This window comes from Sphingobium sp. BS19 (assembly GCF_027925545.1).
Classification (GTDB): Bacteria; Pseudomonadota; Alphaproteobacteria; order Sphingomonadales; family Sphingomonadaceae; genus Sphingobium.
The window spans coordinates 302411-323915 of record NZ_BSEF01000001.1 but is presented as its reverse complement, the minus strand read 5'-3'; the positions used below and the strand labels follow the sequence as shown (position 1 = coordinate 323915).

General features: G+C 58.6%; 21 protein-coding genes and 1 tRNA gene. 4 read left to right on the top strand and 18 right to left on the bottom strand.

All coding sequences use genetic code 11. The features are described from left to right. The 12 genes from der to QMG56_RS01530 form a co-directional block, all read right to left on the bottom strand. Positions 1-1371 carry a ribosome biogenesis GTPase Der gene (der, locus tag QMG56_RS01585; RefSeq protein WP_281820815.1) on the bottom strand — a complete coding sequence of 457 codons (1371 nt, stop codon included), beginning with the start codon at positions 1369-1371 and terminating at the stop codon, positions 1-3. A 107-nt stretch (positions 1372-1478) separates the two neighbouring features. Beyond that, positions 1479-2807: a PQQ-binding-like beta-propeller repeat protein gene (locus QMG56_RS01580; protein WP_281820814.1), complete on the bottom strand. Its 1329-nt coding sequence runs from the start codon at positions 2805-2807 to the stop codon at positions 1479-1481. Then, entirely contained in the window at positions 2797-3507 is a 711-nt protein-coding gene (locus QMG56_RS01575; protein WP_230188628.1) for a tetratricopeptide repeat protein, read from the bottom strand. Before QMG56_RS01575 ends, QMG56_RS01580 begins: the two co-directional genes overlap by 11 nt. Positions 3508-3582: 75 nt before the next feature. Further along, complete coding sequence (panB, locus tag QMG56_RS01570; RefSeq protein WP_281820813.1) at positions 3583-4455, bottom strand: 3-methyl-2-oxobutanoate hydroxymethyltransferase; 873 nt, start codon at positions 4453-4455, stop codon at positions 3583-3585. 47 nt (positions 4456-4502) lie between these two features. Further along, the gene (locus tag QMG56_RS01565; RefSeq protein ID WP_281820812.1) at positions 4503-5027 is read right to left on the bottom strand and encodes a hypothetical protein; all 525 of its coding nucleotides are present in this window, start codon (positions 5025-5027) and stop codon (positions 4503-4505) included. 87 nt (positions 5028-5114) lie between these two features. Beyond that, positions 5115-7532, bottom strand: a complete 2418-nt coding sequence (locus tag QMG56_RS01560) for a TonB-dependent receptor (protein ID WP_281820810.1) — start codon at positions 7530-7532, stop codon at positions 5115-5117. Positions 7533-7634: 102 nt separating this feature from the next. Continuing rightward, the gene (locus QMG56_RS01555) at positions 7635-7844 is read right to left on the bottom strand and encodes a YezD family protein (RefSeq protein ID WP_230188571.1); all 210 of its coding nucleotides are present in this window, start codon (positions 7842-7844) and stop codon (positions 7635-7637) included. A gap of 78 nt (positions 7845-7922) precedes the next feature. Then, entirely contained in the window at positions 7923-8627 is a 705-nt protein-coding gene (locus tag QMG56_RS01550; RefSeq protein ID WP_281820807.1) for an alpha/beta hydrolase, read from the bottom strand. A 116-nt stretch (positions 8628-8743) separates the two neighbouring features. After that, entirely contained in the window at positions 8744-9166 is a 423-nt protein-coding gene (locus QMG56_RS01545; RefSeq protein WP_281820975.1) for an Rrf2 family transcriptional regulator, read from the bottom strand. 66 nt (positions 9167-9232) lie between these two features. After that, complete coding sequence (locus tag QMG56_RS01540) at positions 9233-10258, bottom strand: glycerophosphodiester phosphodiesterase (RefSeq protein WP_375713609.1); 1026 nt, start codon at positions 10256-10258, stop codon at positions 9233-9235. A gap of 40 nt (positions 10259-10298) precedes the next feature. Next, complete coding sequence (locus QMG56_RS01535) at positions 10299-10646, bottom strand: ArsC family reductase (RefSeq protein ID WP_281820806.1); 348 nt, start codon at positions 10644-10646, stop codon at positions 10299-10301. Positions 10647-10665: 19 nt separating this feature from the next. Beyond that, positions 10666-11052, bottom strand: a complete 387-nt coding sequence (locus tag QMG56_RS01530) for a RidA family protein (protein WP_281820804.1) — start codon at positions 11050-11052, stop codon at positions 10666-10668. Between the two features lie 186 nt (positions 11053-11238). Here QMG56_RS01530 and QMG56_RS01525 point away from each other — a divergent pair, with 186 nt between their 5' ends. Further along, complete coding sequence (locus tag QMG56_RS01525) at positions 11239-12879, top strand: alkaline phosphatase (RefSeq protein WP_281820803.1); 1641 nt, start codon at positions 11239-11241, stop codon at positions 12877-12879. A 117-nt stretch (positions 12880-12996) separates the two neighbouring features. Then, positions 12997-13070, top strand: a tRNA-Gly gene (locus QMG56_RS01520). A 21-nt stretch (positions 13071-13091) separates the two neighbouring features. Here the strand turns inward: QMG56_RS01520 and QMG56_RS01515 are convergent. Next, the gene (locus QMG56_RS01515) at positions 13092-14867 is read right to left on the bottom strand and encodes an SLC13 family permease (protein WP_281820802.1); all 1776 of its coding nucleotides are present in this window, start codon (positions 14865-14867) and stop codon (positions 13092-13094) included. Between the two features lie 235 nt (positions 14868-15102). Here QMG56_RS01515 and QMG56_RS01510 point away from each other — a divergent pair, with 235 nt between their 5' ends. Beyond that, the gene (locus QMG56_RS01510) at positions 15103-16326 is read left to right on the top strand and encodes a sodium:proton antiporter (protein WP_281820801.1); all 1224 of its coding nucleotides are present in this window, start codon (positions 15103-15105) and stop codon (positions 16324-16326) included. Positions 16327-16497: 171 nt separating this feature from the next. Here QMG56_RS01510 and QMG56_RS01505 read toward each other — a convergent pair whose 3' ends face one another. Further along, positions 16498-17313 (bottom strand): transglutaminase family protein, encoded by an 816-nt coding sequence (locus QMG56_RS01505; protein WP_281820800.1) that lies wholly within the window; start codon positions 17311-17313, stop codon positions 16498-16500. Between the two features lie 14 nt (positions 17314-17327). After that, a complete protein-coding gene (locus QMG56_RS01500) occupies positions 17328-18257 on the bottom strand; it encodes a transglutaminase family protein (protein WP_230188580.1) in 930 nt (309 codons plus the stop codon). Between the two features lie 14 nt (positions 18258-18271). Here QMG56_RS01500 and QMG56_RS01495 point away from each other — a divergent pair, with 14 nt between their 5' ends. Then, positions 18272-19039 carry an N-formylglutamate amidohydrolase gene (locus tag QMG56_RS01495; protein ID WP_281820798.1) on the top strand — a complete coding sequence of 256 codons (768 nt, stop codon included), beginning with the start codon at positions 18272-18274 and terminating at the stop codon, positions 19037-19039. A gap of 4 nt (positions 19040-19043) precedes the next feature. On the opposite strand, the gene QMG56_RS01490 is transcribed toward QMG56_RS01495, so the two are convergent. The 3 genes from QMG56_RS01490 to QMG56_RS01480 form a co-directional block, all read right to left on the bottom strand. Continuing rightward, positions 19044-20084 carry a rod shape-determining protein gene (locus tag QMG56_RS01490; RefSeq protein ID WP_281820797.1) on the bottom strand — a complete coding sequence of 347 codons (1041 nt, stop codon included), beginning with the start codon at positions 20082-20084 and terminating at the stop codon, positions 19044-19046. Between the two features lie 106 nt (positions 20085-20190). Next, entirely contained in the window at positions 20191-21159 is a 969-nt protein-coding gene (locus tag QMG56_RS01485; protein ID WP_281820796.1) for a YihY/virulence factor BrkB family protein, read from the bottom strand. Next, a complete protein-coding gene (locus tag QMG56_RS01480; RefSeq protein ID WP_230188583.1) occupies positions 21156-21446 on the bottom strand; it encodes a hypothetical protein in 291 nt (96 codons plus the stop codon). The genes QMG56_RS01485 and QMG56_RS01480 overlap by 4 nt, the downstream gene beginning before the upstream one ends. Between the last annotated feature and the right edge of the window lie 59 nt (positions 21447-21505).

Here is a 21505-nt window from a genome sequence, read left to right as displayed (position 1 = left end):
TCAGTTATCGAACGGGTTCTTCGAGCTTCGCAGAGTCAGGCGAACAGGAACCGCGCCGAAGCCCAGTTCCCGTCGGATACCATTTACCAGATAGCGACGATAGCTTTCCGGCAGAATTTCGAGTCGCGTCCCGAAGATAACGAAGCTTGGGGGGCGCGTCTTGATCTGCGTAATATACCGCAGCTTGATTCGCTTGCCGCCCGGCGCGGGCGGTGGATTATTTTCCAGCGCCGTTTCGAACCAGCGGTTGAGCGCGCCGGTAGACACACGCTGCGACCAAGCCGTGCGCGTTTCGAATGCGACCTTGATCAGATCGTCAATGCCTTTGCCGGTGACAGCAGACACCGTCATCAGCGGTACGCCGCGCACCTGCGCCAGACCGTCCTCCAGCGCTTTCTTGATGCCCTGATATAAAGACGAGCCATGTTCGGCGACATCCCATTTGTTGATTGCGATGACGAGGGCGCGACCCTCTTGCAAAACGCGATCGGCGATCCGCAAATCCTGTGATTCCAGACCCAGAGTGGCATCGAGCAGTAAAACGACGACTTCGGCGAAATTGACGGCGTTCATGCCGTCAGCCACCGCCAGCTTTTCCAGCTTGTCCTGCACCTTGGCATGCTTGCGCATACCGGCAGTGTCGATCAGGCGGACGATCCGATCCTCGCCTTCCGGAGACGTCCATGTCCAATCGACTGCAATACTGTCGCGCGTGATCCCCGCTTCCGGCCCAGTAATCAGGCGATCTTCGCCCAATATGCGGTTGATCAGCGTTGACTTGCCTGCGTTGGGGCGGCCCACAATGGCCAGCTTGAGCGGCGCGCTCTCATCGTCTTCGTAGAATGCAGGAGGATCGTCCGGTGTATTGGTTTCGTCTTTTTCCAAATGCGGACGCAGCGCCTCGAACAGTTCCACCAAACCCTGGCCATGCTCGGCAGACAGTTCGACCGGCGCCCCGAAACCCAGCGCATAGCTTTCGATCACGCCGACATCGCCTGCTTTGCCTTCGGCCTTGTTTGCGACCAGCACGACCGGGGTGTTGCCGCCGCGCAGCCAACGTCCGATTTCCTCGTCCAACGGATTTACGCCATCGCGTGCATCGAACATGAACAGTGCTACATCGGCTTCTGCCACCGCAGCCTCGGTCTGTTGGCGCATCCGGCCCGGAAGGGTGTGCGGATCTTCGTCTTCATAGCCTGCGGTGTCGACCACGCGGAAATCCATACCCACCAGCGTGGCATCCCCTTCACGCCGGTCGCGCGTCACGCCGGGACGGTCATCGACCAGCGCCAGTCGCTTGCCGACGAGACGGTTGAAAAGGGTGGACTTGCCCACATTGGGACGCCCGACAATGGCTACTGTGGGCAACATGGCCGCTTCTATTCCTTAAAAAACAAATGCCGCTCGGTCGGCGCCTGCCGGAATATCTTCCATGGGGCGCTGACCGAACGGCCACAACTATAGGGCGTGAGCGGGCGTTACCGCAATGCTGTCAGCTTGCCGTCATCCGCAAGAATATACAGCGTATTGTTAGCGACAACGGGCGACAATGACATGGAGCGATCCATGTCTTCCGCCTTCTGGACCGCGCCGGTGGTCGGATCGACATACAGCATATCGCCCTGCGTAGATACCAGGATCAATCGATTGCCCGCCAGCACGGGGCCGGTCCACCGAATCGCGCCGGTCTTCTTCTTGGCCTTGCGCCAACGATCAAGCTGACTGATCCAGCGAATGTTGCCCGTTGCGCGCGCCACGCAAAGCAGCTTGGCGTCATCGGTGACGACGAAGACCCATTCGCCGACGACCCATGGCGTCGAAATGCCAGCAATGTTGATTTCCCATAAACGCTGCCCGCTGGTGAGTTCGTAGGAAGCCATGCGCCCGCCCTGGCCGATGGCAAAGACACGTCCACGGTCGATCACTGGATCAGCGTCGATATCGGTCAGCGTGGCAACAGCCGTCGAAATGCTGGTCCGGGACAATGCGTCTCCCCAAAGCGTCCGACCATTTTCGTAACGATAGGCATTGAGTTCGCCTGAGCTATACCCGGCCAGCACGGTGCCTTGCGCCGCGGCCGGAGCGGCTACGCCAAACACGGCGGTTACTTGCAGCGTAGCGGACTCTGTCCACTGGGTTTCACCATCGCTCTGGTTAAGAGCGAAAATCTGATTGTCCTGGCTCATGACATAAGCATGGCCGTTGGCTAGCGTCGGCGCGCCGCGCAATGGACCGCCGGGACGCTTTTTCCAGACGATTGAACCGTCGGCAACATTGAGAGCCACGACATCGCCTACCCCGGTGGAAGCGAAGACGCGATCGCCCACGACGCTGACGCCGCCACCGAACAGGGATCTGCCATTGCCCTCAGCAGGCAGTGCGGTCTGCCAGAGACGGGCACCGGTCCCGGCGTCCATAGCGATGACCCGCGCTTCTGCATCCATCACGAACAGCTTGCCGCCGGATATCACAGGCGATGCGCCCAGTCGGGCGCGTGGCGTGCTACCACTGATTGTCGCGCTCCAGGCTTGCGCAGGCGATGCACCCAAAGCAACATGCCCCATCGCCTTCGACGGATTGCCGCCATGCTGGGACCACTCGTCATTCGCCACCGCTTCGGGAAGGGTGATGGCAACTTCGGCCAGTGCGGGATCGACCTCTACGCCTTGCTCAGTGGACAGAATCGAGGTGCGCTTACCGACGACCGGCGTCTTCGGCCCGCCCTTCTTTCCGCCAATTATGCCACATCCGCCCAGCAACGCGATGCCAGCCAGCAGAGCACCGCTCCGGATCAATTTACTGCGCATTGTTGCCGCTATCCTCATTTTCAATCGCTTCGATTGCATCGATACCCAATAAGCCCGCCATCTGTCGCGCACGTGAACGGATCGTCTGCGGCACAGTTTTGTCCTTGGCCATGGCTGCAAAAATAGGCCCTGCCAGATCGGGCTTGCTCATCTTCATGTAGGCAATAGCCGTCATTTCACCTGCGCTGCCGAACCAGGGATCGCCAGCGACCGCCAATGGCTTCATCCGCGCGACGATATCGGCAGGCTTCATCTTGTCGAACTCAATCGACGTCTGCCGCACCAGCGCGAGATCACGATAAGGCTGGTCAAGGCTCGTGTCCGCTGCCATCGCCTTATAGATCGCCAAAGCGCCCCCAGTATCGCCCTTACCTGCAGCGACTGCCGCCTTCGCCAATTGCGCGGCTGCGCGATAACCCGACTGGTCCGCTTTGCTCAGAGCGTCCAGCTTGGCCGCATCGGGCACACCGCCAGCAGCCACCACATCAAGCACCTTCGCCATTTCCTCGGCGGTCTCACCGGACTTGCGGGCGCTGTGATGCTCCCAATAGAGCCAACCGGCGAATGCGATCAAACCTGCAACGATCGCGCCAACGACCCAGCGGCCATAATTCTGCCAAAAGCGCAGCATCCGATCCTGTCGGACGGCGTCATCGACTTCGCGCATAAAGGCTTCATTGGGTTGTGGCGTAATGGCCAACATCGCTCTCCGGTAATACAGCAAAACAGGGGGGAATTGGCCGCGGACCTTAGCGATCCGTTGCCTTTGCGCAACTTACTTTTTCGGGCGATACACCTGTTCGTCGGTAGGGAAGCTCCGGTCGCGGACATCACTGGCATAGCGCATCGCTGCGTCTGCGATCATATCGCCCATTGCTTCGTAGCGTTTAACAAACCGCGGTACACGGTCGAACATGCCAAGCATGTCCTCGGTCACCAAAACTTGCCCATCGCACCTGGCTGAGGCGCCTATCCCGATGACCGGACAAGGCACTGCGGCTGTGATCGCATCGGCGACATCTTCCAATACGCCTTCGACTACCATGGTGAAACATCCCGCTTCCGCAACCGCTTTGGCATCGCGCAGGATTTTGGAGGCTTCCGCCTCGCTGCGTCCCCGCGCGCCATAGCCGCCCAGCGCATTGACGGCTTGAGGCGTTAAGCCGACATGCGCACACACCGGAATACCCCGCGCCAACAAGAAAGCGATCGTTTCCGCCATGGCTTCCCCGCCCTCCAGCTTTACGCCAGCCGCGCCGGTTTCTTTGAGGATTCGCGCGGCACTTTCGAACGCCTGTACGGGGGACGCCTCGTAACTGCCAAACGGCATATCGACGATCACGACCGAGTGATAGCTGCCACGGACGACAGCGGCACCGTGCGCGCACATCATGTCGAGGCTGACCGGGACCGTCGATGGCAAGCCATAGATTACCTGACCCAACGAATCTCCAACAAGCAGAAGATCGCAGTGCGGATCAAGCAATTGTGCCATGCGGGCGGTGTACGCCGTCAGCATCACAATAGGCTCTGCGGTCACTCCATCCGCCTTTCGCGCACGGATCGCCGGAACGGTGAGGCGTTTCATTGGCGCAGGCGTGGGGTTGGCGCGGCTGGTCGAAGTATCGATGGTGAAAGTCGTGGACATGGCTGCGCTCTACCCCAGCCGCAAAGCAGGCGCAAACCAAGTAAGGATTAGTCGTCCTTGTCAGGCAAGAGTTCGGGAACTTCCGCTTGAGCCGCCTTGTTGGGTGCTGCCGGGAAAGCACAGCCTTTGTTCAGGCCCATCCCTTTAAGAAATGCCCGGCGGACAGACCCGGCATATACTGCCGCTTCGACGCGGCGCTGCTGTTTGTCTGCGCCAGTAATGACGCGCACCAAGCCGAGTCCCGGCAAGATCGACCTGACGACTTCGCCAGCAGCGGTAGCAGCCAATGCCGATCCTTCACCTTTTTTCTTCTCCGGCGCATCCGCGTCGGGGCCAAGTGCGGTACCCAACTTCAATACTTCCGCACTGATCTGTTTGCAGGTGCGCATATTTCGGGTGGAATAAGGCGCGCTGGCGGCCAGTTGCAAGATCTCCGGGATCTTGTCATCCTTGATACGCGTATCGCGCAACGGTTGAGTTACGGCGCGCTCTACCTTGCTTTGATTTTGTGCATGGACCGGCGTTACCAAGACAAATGGCAACAGGATAAAGAGAGCTTTGTAACGCTGCATGTAGGACCTCCACTGACTATTATCGTATCGACTGCGGAAGGAAACGCGGGAGCCGCCAATCGGCTCCCGCTTCGTTACGAAAAGGTATCAAAAACTGCCTTTGATAGTCAGACCGTAGGTGCGCGGGTCGCCGGGCTGACCAGCCACCAAGCCGACATTACTGGGCGCAGTCTGAAGCAGTTCGAAATAGTTCACGTCGAATGCGTTACGCACCCAACCGAACAGGTCGAGATTGCCCCCTCGGAAGCCAAGCCGGAAATTGGTCACGGCGTAGCCTTTGATCCAGGTGTAGTCGGACGGTGACGGGTTGGACGAGAAGCGCGAACGATAATTGCCATCTACGCCAAGGTACACCTGGCCTTCCCTGGCCAGCAAGGTGACGGGCACATTGGCTTCCGCGCCATAGGACAGCGATATCTTCGAAACGCCGGGCAAGCGCTGACCGGAAATGTCGCAGTTTGCTGGGCTTAGCCCACCCGCAGTACCCGGCGCGCTGGCGGTCTGCCCTGCCGTCACCGTCGTTCCGCCCGAAAGCTCGGGCGGGCAAGGGGCATCTACGAACTTCACATATTTCGCATCGGTGTAGGCACCGTTGACATAGGCGGTGAAACGCTCGCTCGGACGGATCGAGAAATCGGCCTCGATGCCTTGCGACCGGACCTTGCCCGCATTGGCCAGATAGCCGCGCAGAACACCAAGCTGGCCGTTGGTAACAGTTGCCTGATAATTTTTGATGTCGGTGCGGAACGCCGCAAGGTTGAGGGTGGCTTTGCGATCCCAAACCTGCGTCTTGATACCGGCCTCGAAATGATTGACCGATTCCGGCTTGATTTCCGACAGCAACGGGTTGCCGGCAGCGTCGGTCGGCAGCCCGTTCTGATTGATACCAAAGGTTTTGAAGCTCTTGGCATATGTCGCGTACGCCAGAACGTCGGAGGCAACTTTGTAGCTGGCAGTAAAGTCGTAAGTGAAGTTCCAGTCGCTATCTGATGGTGCACTGGTCTGCGGAGAGAAAATGCCGCATTGAGCCGCGCCAATGGACCCTGCCGGTTGCGGGCACGTCAGGATAGCGCCGGCCCCGGTCGTTACGACACGCTGATAGAAGCCCGACTTCTGATCGTAATTCAAACGAACACCGGGCTGAAGCGTCAAGGCGTCGGTAAGTTTCCAGCTTAACTGACCGAACAAAGCAACGCTCGTGCTCTTGAGGTTTTGTGTATTGCGTGCAGTCAGGCCCTGCAGAACGGCAGGGTTGTTGGCCAGTGCTCCAGTAAGGTTCCATTTGCTGGACGCCGATCCCTGCTGCTCGAAACCTTGCGTGTCGATCCGCTGATTGAACGCGAACGCACCCAGCACGAAATCAAACTTCTGCCCGGAATAATTGTACCGCAACTCCTGGGAATACTGGTCCTGCTGCGATGGGTTGTTCGATGCAGACACGATATCTAGCCCCATGAAATCACGGTCATTTTCCGGCTTCCAGTCCCAGAACCGCCACGCCGTTACCGATGTCAGCGTACCGGGGCCAACGTCCCATTTGACCTTCAGCGATGCACCGCCGATTATGTTTCCTGCGCTCAACGGCGAATTGACGTCGGTCAAGCGATCAAACGGATTACGGCTCACCACGGTATAGTTATGTGCAGCCGCCAATGCATCATACTGTCGTGCGAGCGCACGCTGTGTCCGACCGACGCGCACGAACACAGTGCCGCAGCATTCAGGATCCTGCCTGCTGTAATCGCCGGCAAGGGTAATGCTCAAATCCTCGTTCGGCTTGAACAGCAACTGGCCACGCACGCCCAGATTGTCCTGCTCGTTAACCCAGCGATCCGACGTTACGTTGTAGATAGTGCCGCGGCGCGAGGTGGTCGACGCAGCGATGCGGACGGCCACCTTGTCCGACAACGGGCCAGAGACGGCTGCTTTGGCTTGTTTGAAATTCAGGTTACCGAACGTCACTTCGGCTCTGCCTTCGAAATCGAAGGTGGGCTGATTGGTCGTAATGTTGATCGCACCCGCCGTGGTATTCTTGCCGTAGAGCGTGCCTTGCGGACCGCGCAACACTTCGACCTGAGCCACATCCAGAAAGTCGAACACAGCAGCGGCGACCCGCGCATTGTAAACGTCATCGACATAGATGCCGACGCCCTGCTCAAACCCGTCGCTGGTCAGGCCGAATGGCACGCCGAGGCCACGAATGTTGACGGCCGTGTTGCGCGGGTTAGACGAGTAGACTTGTAGCGTGGGCGTAAGCTGCTGAAGTTTCTGGATGTTGAAATTGCCCGTCGCCTCTATGCTGTTTCCATTGATGACCGAAATTGCCAAAGGCACTTCCTGCGCCGTTTCGACACGACGACGGGCCGTAACGACGATCCCGGAGTTGCTAGCATCGCTGGATGTCGCGGCTTGATCGACCGGCGCTGCTTCCTCCTGCGCATATGCTGCAGGCACGGCTATTGGTGCGCTCGCCGCCGTGGCGAGCAACAGAAAACGAATGCTCATTGAAACCCCTCTTCATTCCGTTGTCGGATTGGACATAACGGCGTCTCCGGGGGTCCGGTCGAAGCCTGTATTTAGCAGAGCTTGGAAAAGCGCTTGTCTCTATCAGGCAGAAAAACGCGTCTTTTCCGTCACATCAAGTTGCACGACACGCGCATCATGCACGGTCAAAGTGATCGACCCGAACCGCAACGATTCCAAAGCCGTTTTTATCGCCGCGATGCTTGCATCGATGTTGATCCGGCCTGCTTCGCCCGTAGTCGCTGAGGCAGGGCGCGCAGGTCGGATAAAGCGTTCCGGCTCGTCATTGCTCATCGTTCACCTCCTGCCATCATACATATCTCAACTTATACAATAGACAAAAAAGCAATGCTCGGGGGATTGCAAGATAAACTATCCTCTCACCTCATGGATGCCTTGGGAGCAACCGTTTGCGCCAGATACCGATCTGGACAACCTGGGCGGCGCAGATTGTGGTGCTGCGCTTTGATCTTCGGATAGCGCAATCAGATGGTCGAGCAATGACTGGCCAAAGCGCCATTCGCCCAAACCACTTTCCGCGTTGATGTGACCGCTATGTCCGGCGTCGACGATCTGACTGCCCCAATTTTTGCCGATGCTGTGCGCCCGCTCATAGAAAATATAGGGGTCATTTCGACTGGCCACCACGATTGACGGGAAAGGTAGGGCAGCGCGGGGAACGGGTGCAAATCCGCCGATGGTTTCCGGCGTTTCCATACGCTCGCAATCAGGGGGTGCGACGAGTAGAGCGCCTGCCACCGGCCACCCATAAGGCTGACTTTGCAACGCGCCCCACCAGGCGACTGCATGGCAACCCAAACTGTGTGCCGCAAGAATGATGGGCGCACCAAAGCCATGTGCCGTTTCCCGGATGGCCGTATCCAGGCGGTTTACCCAGCTATTGCGGGTGGGACTCGCCCAGCTGCCAAGGTCCACCCGGTGGCAGTCACCCCGTGTCGCTTCCCACAAGGTTTGCCAATGTCCCGGACCACTGTTGTTGAGGCCAGGGACGGTCAGCACCACGGGCTGCTGTGTTCGTCCACCTTGCAGTGAACCCGACTGCACGAATCGATCCATCGTCCTGCTCCTTGCTTGTTGCACGTAACAGGTAATTCTATTATTATGGTAGACAATAGAGCAGCGCCAAAATGTGGCGAATTTTAGGCAGGCGGAAACGGGATCGTAGCGTGGGGCTATTCCACGTCCAGCGGCACAGGCTCTGCCAGGCTAATGCCATCCAGAACGCGCGCCGTCTCGTCACGGACACGCAACATCAGTCGATGCAAGCGGCACTCCGATTCCGGTAGGCAATTGGTGCAGGTCTCGTGCGCGAATCGGCTGGCACAAGGGGTCAGTGCCAACGATCCTCGCGTCAACCGAACGATATCGCCATAGCTGATGTCGATCGGCGACAGTGCCAGCCAATATCCGCCATCGCGTCCGCGCTGCGTATCGACCAGCCCTTCACGCGACAGTTCGGACAGGATCACCGTCAGGAATTTGGCGGGTATCTTCTGCGTCTCGGCAATGTCCGTGAGCGGAACTGGTCCCTGCCCATATTGATCCGCCAGATGTTGCAGAGCGCGTATGGCATAACGGGTCTTTTGAGACAGCATGTCTCTCATTCCACCGATATGCCGGCAATATCAAGTGTTCAGGAAGAGATAGTGTCAGCTTCGTTTTTAGGGTGCGAGAGATGCGCGGGCCAGCCCCGGAAAATCCGTGAAAAACCCATCCACGCCTGTTGCCACCAGCGCCCGCACCGCTGCCGCAAAATTTCCATGTGCCGCAGGATCATCGCCGAGCCGCAACGCGGGCGGCAGGAACATATTTTCTGCGCGCAACGTCCACATATGCACCTGAATTCCGGCATCATGCGCGCGCGCCACGAACCCAGTATCGCGGCCGTCAGGCGCAACGATCAGCGTGCCATTCGCACCGATGGCATTGGCATAGCGCGCGATCTGCTTCATGCCTTCGCTGGTCAGCATGTCCGCATAGGATGTTTCGGGATGGTCGGCCGGACTGCCTTGCGCATCGACCAACTGAACAAGACGCAGGCGCGTTTTCGCGCGCAAGGCTTTCAGATTGTCCACCTCGAACGATTGGATGAATACCGGATCGTCGGGCGAAGTATATCCGTAGCGGTCCAACAGCGCGAGCAACTTCGCTTCATGCGGCAAACCGATGGAGGCGAAATAGCTGGGATGCTTGGTCTCGGGATACACGCCGATGCGCCGCCGCGTTTCGGCATTTTTCGCGTCGATCAGCTTGAGCACTTCCTCGAATGTCGGCACCTGATACAGACCGTCAAAGCGTCGGTTCGCGGTGCGCACTTCCAGCAGCCGTTCCCGCGCGCGCAAGGTACGTAACTCCGCGAGCGTAAAGTCCTCGGTAAACCACCCCGTAATCTGCTCGCCGTCGATGGTCTTAGTCGCCTTGCGGTCGGCAAATTCAGGATGGGACGCAACGTCGGTCGTGCCGCCGATTTCATTCTCATGCCGCACAACCAGAACGCCGTCCTTGGTCAGCACCAGATCGGGCTCGATAAAGTCAGCGCCCTGATCAATCGCACGCTCATATCCTGCGAGCGTGTGTTCGGGACGCTCGCCACTGGCGCCGCGGTGGGCAATGATGATCGGATCGGTGGCCATAGCGACCATCGGCATAGCCGCCAGCAGCGCGGCGGCAAACAGAGTTTTCAACATCAAGCGCGCTTATCGCATGTGCATGACGTCGACATGACGGTCATGCGAATGCCGCTGCATAAGCATCCGGCTTGAACCCGACGAGCCGCCGATCGCCCAGGTCCAGCACCGGGCGTTTGGTCATCGAGGGGTTCGCGACCATCAGTGCCACGGCCTTGTCCGCATCGATGCCTTGCTTGTCCGCATCGGGCAGAGCGCGATACGTCGTACCCGCCCGGTTGAGGATTACTTCCCAGCCATGCTCATCCACCCAGCGGCGCACGGTCGCTGCGTCGATCCCGGATGCCTTGTAATCGTGAAAGGCAAAGGCAATGCCGTTGCTGTCCAGCCACGTGCGGGCTTTCTTGATCGTGTCGCAATTCTTGATGCCATACATCGTGATCGTCATGATTCTGTTCCTACAACGCTTAAGCGGCGTTGCGCAGCGCGGTAACTTCGATCTCAATCTTCATCTCCGGTTTCACCAGACCGCAGACGATGCACGTCGCTGCCGGTCGGATAAAACCGAACACGCCGCCCAGCACTGGCCCAATCGCATCCCAATACGCCGCGTCGCTGATGTAATAAGTCGCGCGCACGACATCGCCGAAGTTGAAGCCGCCTTCGCTCAGGGCTTTTCCGATGACCGCCAAGGCATTACGCGCCTGATCCGCAACATCGTCAGGCATCGCCCGCGTTTCGGGATCGTAACCTGTCGTCCCGGCCACGAAACACCAATCCCCCTGCACCACGGCGCGTGAATAGCCGACCTGCGCTTCAAAGGGAGAGCCGGAAGAAATCAGTGTGCGAGTCATCGAGGGACACTTTCATAAAGAAAAATGGAACAGCCCCACGCCGTAACCGACAACTCCGACCCCCGTCCAGTCCACCGATCAGTGTGACAGCACGATCTTCATTTCGTCTCCGTTTCGTAATCTGCGCGTCGCGAGGGCGTCATTGCGACGGTGCATCGGAAAAGCATACGCATGAGGATTTCCGAGATGACAGTTTTGATCGATCGCCGTCTACTTATCGAGGCCAGCGTGCTTGGCCTGGGCGCGCTTTCCATTCCGGGGGCGGCGGCCATATTGGCGGCGCGGGGCTTTTCGCATGGCATCGCCAGCGGCGAACCGTCCGCCAATTCGGTGCTGTTGTGGACACGATTCGTGGCTGCCAATGACACCAAGCTACGCTGCGAAGTGGCGAGCGACATCGGCTTTACCAAAGTCGTGGGCGGCGGCGATGTGATTGCCAAGGGCGAAGCCGATCACACCGCAAAGCTTACGGTGACTGGCCTTCAACCAGGGCAATGGTACTTTTACCGCTTTATCGCACCGGATGGCAGCATCAGCCAGATCGGTCGCACGCGGACATTGCCGCAAGGCGATGTCTCGCGCTTCGGCATCGGCCTTTTCTCATGCTCCAACCTGCCCTTCGGCTGGTTCAACGCTTATGCCCATGCCGCGCAGCGCAAGGATCTGGACCTGATGGTGCATTGCGGCGACTATATCTACGAATATCCCGTGGGGACCTATCCTACCGCCAAGGAAGCCTTGCCCGGCCGTCTTATTGAGCCGAGCCATGAGATTGTGACGCTCGCTGACTATCGCCTGCGCCATGCTTCCTATCGCCTCGATCCCGATCTGCAAGACCTGCATCGAATGTTCCCAATGATCGCGCAGTGGGACGACCATGAACTTGCCAACGATGCGTATGAAAATGGCGCGGAAAATCATCAGGCTGAAAGCGAAGGTGACTGGGCGACCCGCAAGGCGATAGCAGAACGCGTTTACCGCGAGTGGATGCCCGTGTCGGACGCGCCCTATTCCACCTATCAGATCGGCACGCTGGCAACGCTGTTCCGCCCGGAAACGCGCATCACTGGCCGAAACAAGCAGCTTGAATTGTCGGAGGCGCTTGCCGGACGCGGCGACATCGCGAAGGCGCTTGCAGAATTCCGTGACGGTCCGTGGAGCGCCAAGGATCGCACCGTCATGGGCATGCGTCAGGAAAAATGGCTGTACGACGGCTTTGCCGCATCGACTAAAGCAGGCACCGGCTGGCAAATATTGGCGCAGCAAATTGTAATGGGCAGCGGTCGCTTCCCCGCGCAGGCGGCCAATTGGGTTCCATCAACGGCACCCGATTATGTACGTGCCAGAACGATGGCGCCCGTCGCTGCATCCCGTGCCGGGCTGCCGTTCAATCTCGACGCATGGGACGGCTATCCCGCTGCCCGCACGCGCCTGTACGAAGCGGCTCTCGCCGCCGACGCGAACATGGTCGTCCTTTCAGGCGACAGCCATAATGCATGGGGCTATAATCTGGGCGACACCGATACCGGCGGAAAGATGCAGCGTGCAGGCGTCGAATTTGCCGGACACAGCGTCACCTCGCCCGGATTCGAAGCCTATGTGCCAAACATCGCGCCAGCCGATGTCGCCAAGGCATTGCAGGACACAAATCGAGATTTAGTCTTCTGTGACACCAGCCGCCGTGGATATGTCTCAATAGCAATCACGCCCGATGATGTGACGGGCGCATGGCATTTCATGGAGGGTATCAGGACGCGCGACACAGCACTTTCAGAAACCCGCCGGATGCGCGTCCGTAAAGGTCAACGGCTTCTCGAAACGGCGTAAGCAACGGCGAGCCATGGCACTGCTTGCCTTTGCACGGCTATTTTTCGTTCGTAATCCTGTTGACGACCCGGCCATGCTGGTGGCAATGGCGTCCTGCATCGGTCGATAGGCCGACAAGCGGGTATAGCTCAATGGTAGAGCACTAGCCTTCCAAGCTTGTGATGCGGGTTCGATCCCCGCTACCCGCTCCAACTTTGCGCTACTGCATTTTTTCAGTGCAGCGGCCACGTCCATAGGATGAGTGGCGTCCCGACGATGACCACAAGCAGCGATAGCGGCGCGCCAAGCCTGGCATAGTCGCCAAACCGGTATCCGCCCGGACCGAATACAAGGGTGTTACACTGATGCCCTATCGGCGTCAGGAAATCGCACCCGGCTCCCATCGCTGTCGCAATCAGGAACGCTTCGGGTCGGTATCCCAGATCGTTAGCGAACACCGCTGCGATGGGGGCCATGACCAACACGGTGGCCGCATTGTTGAGAAACGGCGTTACGGCCATCGCGGCTACCAGAATCAACGCCACAGCACCCCAAGGCGGTAGCACGGCTGCGGCCTGCGCCAATCCCGTGGCAATTACATTCGATGCGCCGGACGTCTGGAGGCTTTCGCTGACGGGAATGAGCGCCGCCAACATGATGAGGATGGGCCACTCCACCGCTTCATATGCTTCGTCAACGGGTAGAGCCCCGGTGATGATAACCAGACCTGCGGCCGCGAAGAAGGCGACGGCCACCGGAACCAGTCCGGTGGCCGTCGCGACCATGGCCGCCGCCAGAATGGCGATGGGAAGCCAGCCGCGCTTGGATTTACCAAGCCGCATCGCACGTGCTGCAAGCGGCAAGGCGCCAAGCTGACGCAGGCGATCCGGGAGCAGGTCGACCGGCCCTTGAAGGACGATCACGTCACCGGCCTGCAAGACGATCTGGCCGATCTTCCGGGTCAGATGCTCGCCTGCGCGGGACACCGCAATCAAGTTGATCCCAAAGCGTTTGCGTAGGGAGAGACGTCCAGCCGTTCGACCTATCAGCACGGAGTCGGTAGTCACAACGGCTTCGATCACGCCGATTTCATCGGCTTCCCGCCCCTCTGCTTCAGCCGTATCTTCACCCGTTAGAACCAGACGATCGCGCGCTATAACCCTTTCCAGAGCGTCGGGTTCACCGGACAGAATGAGGACATCATCTTCGCGCAAATGAACATTGGGATGGACGGTGCCTTGCATATCCCCCCGCAGGAGGCTGGTGACCACGACTTCATTATCGTGACGTTCGATGAATTCCGCGATGGTTTCCCCAATAGCCGGAGAGTCCTCCACCACGGATGCTTCCGTCACATATCCCGATATGTTGAGTGCTTCGCCCATGGTCGGCGCAGCGCGGCGATCGCGAGGAAGCAGGCGATAGCCGAAGCGCAGGAAAATCAGCCCGACCACCAGTAGTCCGAAGCCGGTCGGAAAATAATCGAACATGGCGAAAGGTTCGCCAGTCATGTCCTCGCGTACGCGGCTCACAATGATGTTGGGCGATGTTCCAACGAGCGTCATTAGGCCGCCCAGCAAGGAAGCGAATGACATGGGCATCAGAAAGACCGAAGGATTAGTGCCCCCCTTTTTGGCGATCTGGAACGCGGCAGGCATCAGCATTGCGAGCGCGCCGACATTCTTAACGAGGGCAGAGGACACACCGACAGAAGCGGTAAGAACAAGCAATTGCGACCGGACGCTTTTGACGCGGCGTGAGACAAATCCCAGAGCGATCTCAATCACCCCGGACCGTTGCACCGCAGCCGACATCACCAACGCGGACCCCACAATGATGACGATGTCGTCTGCAAAGCCTTTGAAGGCATCGGCAGGTTTCACCACGCCGATCAACAATGCAGCCAGCAACGCGATGATCGCCGTTACGTCATAACGGAATCGCCCCCAAAGGAAGAGCGCCATCATGCCAGCGAGTGTTGCAACGGAAAGCCATTGGGGAAGGGTCATTGGTCCTCATGTTTCATTGCAGTCGGAAGATGATAGGACTTCCATGCTTTGGCATGAACGCCTTCAGCGCGAATACTGCACCAAGCGTGCAGAAAAATAGCGACTTCACCCTCTCCATCATATCCGGTGTTCGCATCATGCGTTCTGTACGGGTCCATTTGGCAATGTCGTACGTTGAAGCGCGATGATTCCAGACGCATGGCTTCCAGAGCCGTATATCCTAATGATGACCGGCATGGGCATACTGATAGCGCTGGTGGCATGGTTGCCTCTGGCTCTTAAACGGTTGCCATTGTCGCTGCCGATCGTCTGCATTGCCTTGGGCGCGGCGTTGTTCTCACTGCCTCAGGTGACGTTGCGGCCATTGCCGATCCTGTATCCCGATATAGCCGAGCGCTTCAGCGAGTTCGTCGTGATCATCGCGCTCATGGGCGCGGGCCTTAAGATCGATCGTGTGTTTGCCTGGCGACGCTGGTCGATCACTTGGCGATTGCTGGCCATCACCATGCCGCTTGGCATCGTTGCGATTACCTTAATAGCGGCTTGGGGGATGGACCTGCCATGGGCGGTGGCGTTGTTGCTTGCCGCCAGCCTAGCGCCAACCGATCCCGTTCTGGCCGCCGACGTACAGGTCGGCCCTCCCAAAAGCGGCGAGGAGGATGAGGTTAGGTTTGGTCTTACATCCGAAGCCGGACTGAACGACGGCCTCGCGTTCCCGGTCGTCCATCTGGCAATCATACTGATAACGGTCGCGGGGACATCGGACCCGTGGTTCACTGAATGGCTAAGCTATCGCGTTCTGTGGGAAACGGCGGTTGGCATCGGCACGGGCTGGGTTATCGGGCGGCTTTTCGGATGGCTTACCTTCCATGTTCCTGCCGAGACCAAGCTGGCAAAGACCGGGGACGGGCTGATCGCACTGGCGGCAACGTTCGTGTCCTATGGCGTATCGGAGATCGGTCACGCCTACGGCTTCCTGACTGTCTTCGTAACTGCGTTAAGTTTCCGGCACGCCCATCGCGATCATAAATTTCAGCGGGACATGCACGACGTCACCGAACAAATCGAACGGTTGGCCATGATGGTTTTGCTGCTGCTGTTCGGCGGCGCACTGGTCAGTGGCTTGCTGTCGGCGGTCACATGGGTGGATGCGGTTGTCGCATTGATCATTCTGCTGATCGTTCGCCCGGTTACGGGGATGATCGGTCTTATCGGCTATCGCGCGGATTTGGGCGAGAAGATTACACTTGCCTTTTTTGGCATTCGCGGTGTCGGATCGATCTACTATCTGGCCTATGGGTTAAACCATGTCGATGTGGCAGGCGCAGACAGGCTCTGGGGCCTCGTTGGGCTTGTCATCACATTGTCGATCCTGCTCCACGGGCTTACCGTGACGCCAGTTATGCGCACTCTTGACCGCGAGCGGGGCAGAGATCCCGATAAGACCTCAGAAGCCTAAGGGTGATCCGCGAACAATAAGTCGACACGTGAATTCCAATCGTCGCGCACTTCCCCTGCAGCGACCTCAAGATGATAGCCTGAAATATCAGGTAGATGGACGATGGACACCCGCGCGAAGGGTGGCGAGCCAAGATGTCCATCCCAAGGCAGCAGCGGATTGGACCGCGGATCATTCAATAGATTGCACTTCATCGGTATGCACATCGAACCGTATCAGATTTGCCAGGCCAAAGGCCGTGGTCAAGGCTACATCAGTCGCATCGCGACCGCGTGCCATCAATATGCGCCCGATGCGCGGCTGATTGTGGCGGGCATCGTATGTGTACCAGTCGCCATCGATATACACATCGAACCATGCGCTGAAATCCATCGGTGCGTCGACAGGGGGGATGCCGATATCCCCCAGATAGCCGGTGCAATAGCGTGCCGGAATATTCATGCATCGACATAATGTAACGGCGAGATGCGCAAAATCCCGACACACGCCTTGCCGTTCCTGATAGCTGTTCCAGGCTGTCTTGTCAGACCGCGCGTGGTGATAGCCAAATTCGATATGGTTATGAACGAAGTCCACGATCGCATCGACCCGGTCGCGCGCCGAAGCATAGTGCGCAAAGTTCGTCCAGGCGACATCCATAAGTCGATCCGTCTCGCAATAGCGGCTGCCCAGCAAGAAGGGCATCACTGCATCGGGCAAATCTTCGACGGGCGTTTTGGGACCGTCGGGTGCCCGTACATCCGGCTCTCCGCTATGCTCGATCACGAAGTCGCATGACAACGTCACTCCGCCAGGCGGGATCGTAAGGCGCGTGGCGACGTTCCCGAAACTGTCTTCATAGTGATAGAGTGGGATATCCGGGTCGGCCATGAGCCGCTGTGGTGTCCGCAGATCCTGATGGCGCGAAGGATGTACGCTCAACAGGGCCATCATCGCAGTCTTCAGTTCGGTGGCGAAGCTAATGGTATATCCGCAGCGTATCAGCATCGATATGACTTTCCTTATGCGCCGATAAGTCGGCTGTTGATGGCACCATGAGCGGTCGCGGGGAATTGATGAGGGTCGGCGGATTGCACGTCGATCTTGACGTCCATGCCAATGAAGCTGGCAGGCAAGCCGAACCATGTGCCCGACAAAGGCAGCGCCTGATACAGATCGCGGGCAATCGCCACACGGATGAGACCGCGATTGCCGATGATACCGTTGGTCGGATCGAACTCGACCCATCCCGATCCGGGCAGAAAAATGCGGACCCACGCATGGGTGTTACCGCCGCCGACCATTCCTTCGGTACGGGACGGATTATAGACATAACCCGACACGACCCGCGCCGCAAAACCCAGTGCGCGTACCGCTTCGATCATTAGTACCGCAAAGTCTCGACAGGTGCCCTGGCGCTTTTTCAGCGTTTCAATCGGGGTTTGTGTCCCCTTTTCATGTCGAGGGACATAAGTGAAGTCACGCTGAATGCTGGTCGCGATCTGGGTCAACAGGGCAACTGTGCCGGTGTTTCCGGTATTGCTGACAAAAGCCCGCGCCCAATTATCCAGGATGCGTTCCGGATCGGGATGTTGCCGTTCTATCGAACGCAACAGATCGGGCATGTCTTCCGAGGAATAGGTGAAGGGAAACAGCCGCGCATAGGGCTCTACATCGACCTGCGTCTGACCGAGCGGCGCATGTTCAAGGGTGGCTTCACTTTTCACGATCAGGTGCGAAGCATTGCGATTGAACAGCGCAATCGCGACCGAATTGCCGAATACATCATGCTGCCAACGCAGTTCGCTGGGTTGTGGATCGATGTCGAGACGCGCGGACAGCAGGCGCTGGTCAAATGCCTCACGCGGGCGCATCATGATGCGATGTTCACCCAAAGACACCGGCTGCTTGTAACGATAAGTGGTGACATGGCGGATAGTAAGCAACGGCATTGGGGCAAATCCTGATGGCCGCGCACACGGCAAATGAGCTGTTAAGTCCTGACGATACAGCACCATTTGGATTGTTCAACGCGGCAGGTCGTTCGCCGTTCCTACTGATCGGCGATCATGCAGGGTCGGCGATCCCATCGGAACTTGGCGATCTGGGGGTGAGCGCTGCGGATCGACAGCGGCACATTGCGCTGGACATCGGTGTATTCGGTCTGGGCCATGCTCTCGCGCGATTGCTAGACGCGCCCTTTCTGCATCAAGTCTATTCTCGGCTGGTGATCGATTGCAATCGCGACCCTGCCCATGCCAGCGCGATGCCGACTGTATCGGACGGCACCGGAATACCCGGCAACGAAGGTCTGGATACGACAGCGCGGAAAGCGCGCATCGACGCAATTCACAGGCCCTATCATGACGCCATCGGTAACATCATCTCTCAGCGATCTGCCAATGGGCAAGCAACCGTGCTTATATCGCTGCATAGCTTCACCCCAGTCATGAACGGCATAGCGCGACCATGGGACATCGGGATATTGCACTGGACGGGACAGTTGGATTTTGCGCTGCGGATGCTTGAAAGCTTGCGAACGAATGCGGGCCTGATCGTTGGCGATAACGTACCTTATGCAATGGACGAAACCGACTACACCGTCCCTCGCCACGCCTTTCCAAACCGCCTCCCTTATGTCGAAATCGAAGTCCGCCAGGATGCGATAGGAAACGCATCCGGTCAGGAACGGTGGGCAGACACGCTATCCAAGGCGATGATGGAAGCGCTCTAAAGCCCTAGTTCGCGGCAAGTACGCCGTTATAGGCCGGATCTTCCAGCGCCAGCCCGGCACCCATGGCAACGCAGATCAGAGGATCTTTCGCCACCTTCACCGGCAATCCGGTCGCTTCTGACAGAGCCTCGTCCATATGTCCGAGCAATGCGCCACCACCGGTCAGGGTAATCCCTTCTTCGATGATGTCTGCCGAAAGCTCAGGCGGGGTCTGTTCCAGCGCGGACATTACCGCACTGATGATCTGCGCCACCGGTTCGGCCAGTGCTTCGTAGATTTCGGCCTCTGTTGCCTGCAATTCGGAGGGGCGGCCATTGACCAGATCGCGGCCCTTGACGCGCAGGAGATTCCCCTCCCCGTCCGGCATGACTGCAGAGCCGATCATATGCTTGACCCGCTCCGCCGTGACTTCGCCAATCATAAGATTGTGCTTGCGACGGATGTAGGATGAGATCGCATCGTCCATCTTGTCACCGCCGACACGGACGGAATTGGCATAAGCAATGCCGCGCAGCGACAGTACCGCGACTTCGGTCGTCCCACCGCCGATGTCCACCACCATCGCGCCGATCGGTTCCGTCACCGGAAGCCCCGCCCCGATTGCCGCCGCCATTGGCTCCTCAATCAATTGTACGCGAGACGCGCCAGCATTGGATGCCGCATCGCGGATTGCGCGCCGTTCAACCATCGTAGAGCCTGAAGGGACGCAGATCACGACTTCAAAGCGGCGTGGCATTCGGCTGGGGCCGCCCAGCGCCTTATCCATGAAATGCTTAATCATCTGCTCGGCTACATCGATGTCCGCGATCACGCCGTCGCGGAGCGGGCGGATCGCCTGAATGTCGCTGGGGGTCTTGCCCATCATCAGCTTGGCTTCGTCCCCCACCGCCTTTACCCGGCGCAGGCCGTTGCGGGTTTCGATAGCGATGACCGACGGTTCGTTAAGAACGATCCCTTTTTCACGGACATACACGACGGTATTTACAGTACCCAGATCGATCGCCATGTCGTGGGCGACCGAGTTAAATAAGCGCGGCATCTTCATGCGGCGGACCAAGAGCGCGAAGCGCTTCAGAGCAACCCGCCTGCGGCCAACCGGTGCGCTATACAGTCAGGATGGAGATTCTGAGCGTGGACGTGCCGATAACGGGTCAGTCTGGCTTGGCTGTCTGGGAAAGGGCGGCGCTCGTATCCGCCATCACCGCGCCTCTTTGGCCCAAAGGACGCTCCCGCCCCGTCGTGGTATCATGCGCTGTCTGCCGTTCGGTTTCGGCATTGATCAAGCCGCCGATCAAAATCGCATAAGCCGACACGTAAAGCCACATGAGCAGCACGACCACGGCACCCAAGGAGCCGTAAGTCGCATCGTAATCGCCGAATCTGGAGGCATATATGCCGAAGCCCAAAGTCGCCACCAACCATAGGATCGTCGCGACGACTGAACCCACGCTCAGCCATTCCCATCGCGCATCCGAACGATCCGGCGCGAAGCGATACATGGAACCTATGGTAAAACAACATAGCGTTCCGGCGGCGAGCCAAGTCAACAGCTTGACGACCAGCACGCCTATCGGCCCCGTTCCGATCAGGAGATCGCGGGCATAGCCCATCATCGTGGCCGCGATGACGCCGACGATCCCGATCATGACTGCGCCGACAATCAGCATCGCCGACGTTGCCGTACCACGGATGATTCCCCGGCGATCCCGCTCCTCATAGATCACATTAAGAGCCGTAATGAGCGCGCCCGATGCCCGCGTTGCACCGTATATCGATACAAGCAGAGCAGTCAGCAGGCCGAGGCCTTTCTGGCTCGCAGCCGCCGTGGTCAGGTTGATCAACTGCTCATATATGAGGCGCGCAGCATCGGCGGGAACGAGGTCGATGATCATTTTCATATGCTGACCGACCGTTGCCGGATCGGCAATCAATCCGTAGCTCATGACCAAGGCGCCCAACAATGGCACAAATGACAGGAAGGCGTAGAAGGCTACGCCCGCCGACATCAGGCTAAGGTTATGTTCGCCATTATTGACCCAGACACGGCCCAGTATCGCGCGCCATGCGGCGCGCGGCAGTTCGCGGGGTGACCGGGCGGCAACGCCCGTCCCTCCACTCACGCCTGATCGGGAATGCGGCTGGGTTCGGTCACGGGCTTCGAGCCGGGCTCAACCAACCCATCAGAGATCGCCGTCGTGCGCGGCCCCTTGACGTCGATTTCCTCTTTCTTCGCCAGCATCTTCTTGGCCGCATAGGCCCCGCCAACCATCATGGCAGTGAGCGGCCAGCGCACGACGGCGCGGGCGGCAAGCGCACCGGCTGCAACGCCGATCAGGCCGTACTTATTTGAGGCACCAGCCACGCGCGCACCGACGACGGTCGCTGCCAATTTGGTAATCGTTCCCATGTGTCAAACCCCTGTTTCTGTTGCATGATTAATGCGGCAACAGGGGAAGCGGTTCCGGC

Excerpts from the sequence above, each read along its gene's own strand:
- der (WP_281820815.1), bottom strand. The coding sequence starts at position 1,371 with ATGTTGCCCACAGTAGCCATTGTCGGGCGTCCCAATGTGGGCAAGTCC.
- QMG56_RS01580 (WP_281820814.1), bottom strand. The coding sequence starts at position 2,807 with ATGCGCAGTAAATTGATCCGGAGCGGTGCTCTGCTGGCTGGCATCGCG.
- panB (WP_281820813.1), bottom strand. The coding sequence starts at position 4,455 with ATGTCCACGACTTTCACCATCGATACTTCGACCAGCCGCGCCAACCCC.
- QMG56_RS01565 (WP_281820812.1), bottom strand. The coding sequence starts at position 5,027 with ATGCAGCGTTACAAAGCTCTCTTTATCCTGTTGCCATTTGTCTTGGTA.
- QMG56_RS01560 (WP_281820810.1), bottom strand. The coding sequence starts at position 7,532 with ATGAGCATTCGTTTTCTGTTGCTCGCCACGGCGGCGAGCGCACCAATA.
- QMG56_RS01555 (WP_230188571.1), bottom strand. The coding sequence starts at position 7,844 with ATGAGCAATGACGAGCCGGAACGCTTTATCCGACCTGCGCGCCCTGCC.
- QMG56_RS01550 (WP_281820807.1), bottom strand. The coding sequence starts at position 8,627 with ATGGATCGATTCGTGCAGTCGGGTTCACTGCAAGGTGGACGAACACAG.
- QMG56_RS01545 (WP_281820975.1), bottom strand. The coding sequence starts at position 9,166 with ATGCTGTCTCAAAAGACCCGTTATGCCATACGCGCTCTGCAACATCTG.
- QMG56_RS01540 (WP_375713609.1), bottom strand. The coding sequence starts at position 10,258 with ATGTTGAAAACTCTGTTTGCCGCCGCGCTGCTGGCGGCTATGCCGATG.
- QMG56_RS01535 (WP_281820806.1), bottom strand. The coding sequence starts at position 10,646 with ATGACGATCACGATGTATGGCATCAAGAATTGCGACACGATCAAGAAA.
- QMG56_RS01530 (WP_281820804.1), bottom strand. The coding sequence starts at position 11,052 with ATGACTCGCACACTGATTTCTTCCGGCTCTCCCTTTGAAGCGCAGGTC.
- QMG56_RS01525 (WP_281820803.1), top strand. The coding sequence starts at position 11,239 with ATGACAGTTTTGATCGATCGCCGTCTACTTATCGAGGCCAGCGTGCTT.
- QMG56_RS01515 (WP_281820802.1), bottom strand. The coding sequence starts at position 14,867 with ATGACCCTTCCCCAATGGCTTTCCGTTGCAACACTCGCTGGCATGATG.
- QMG56_RS01510 (WP_281820801.1), top strand. The coding sequence starts at position 15,103 with ATGGGCATACTGATAGCGCTGGTGGCATGGTTGCCTCTGGCTCTTAAA.
- QMG56_RS01505 (WP_281820800.1), bottom strand. The coding sequence starts at position 17,313 with ATGCTGATACGCTGCGGATATACCATTAGCTTCGCCACCGAACTGAAG.
- QMG56_RS01500 (WP_230188580.1), bottom strand. The coding sequence starts at position 18,257 with ATGCCGTTGCTTACTATCCGCCATGTCACCACTTATCGTTACAAGCAG.
- QMG56_RS01495 (WP_281820798.1), top strand. The coding sequence starts at position 18,272 with ATGGCCGCGCACACGGCAAATGAGCTGTTAAGTCCTGACGATACAGCA.
- QMG56_RS01490 (WP_281820797.1), bottom strand. The coding sequence starts at position 20,084 with ATGAAGATGCCGCGCTTATTTAACTCGGTCGCCCACGACATGGCGATC.
- QMG56_RS01480 (WP_230188583.1), bottom strand. The coding sequence starts at position 21,446 with ATGGGAACGATTACCAAATTGGCAGCGACCGTCGTCGGTGCGCGCGTG.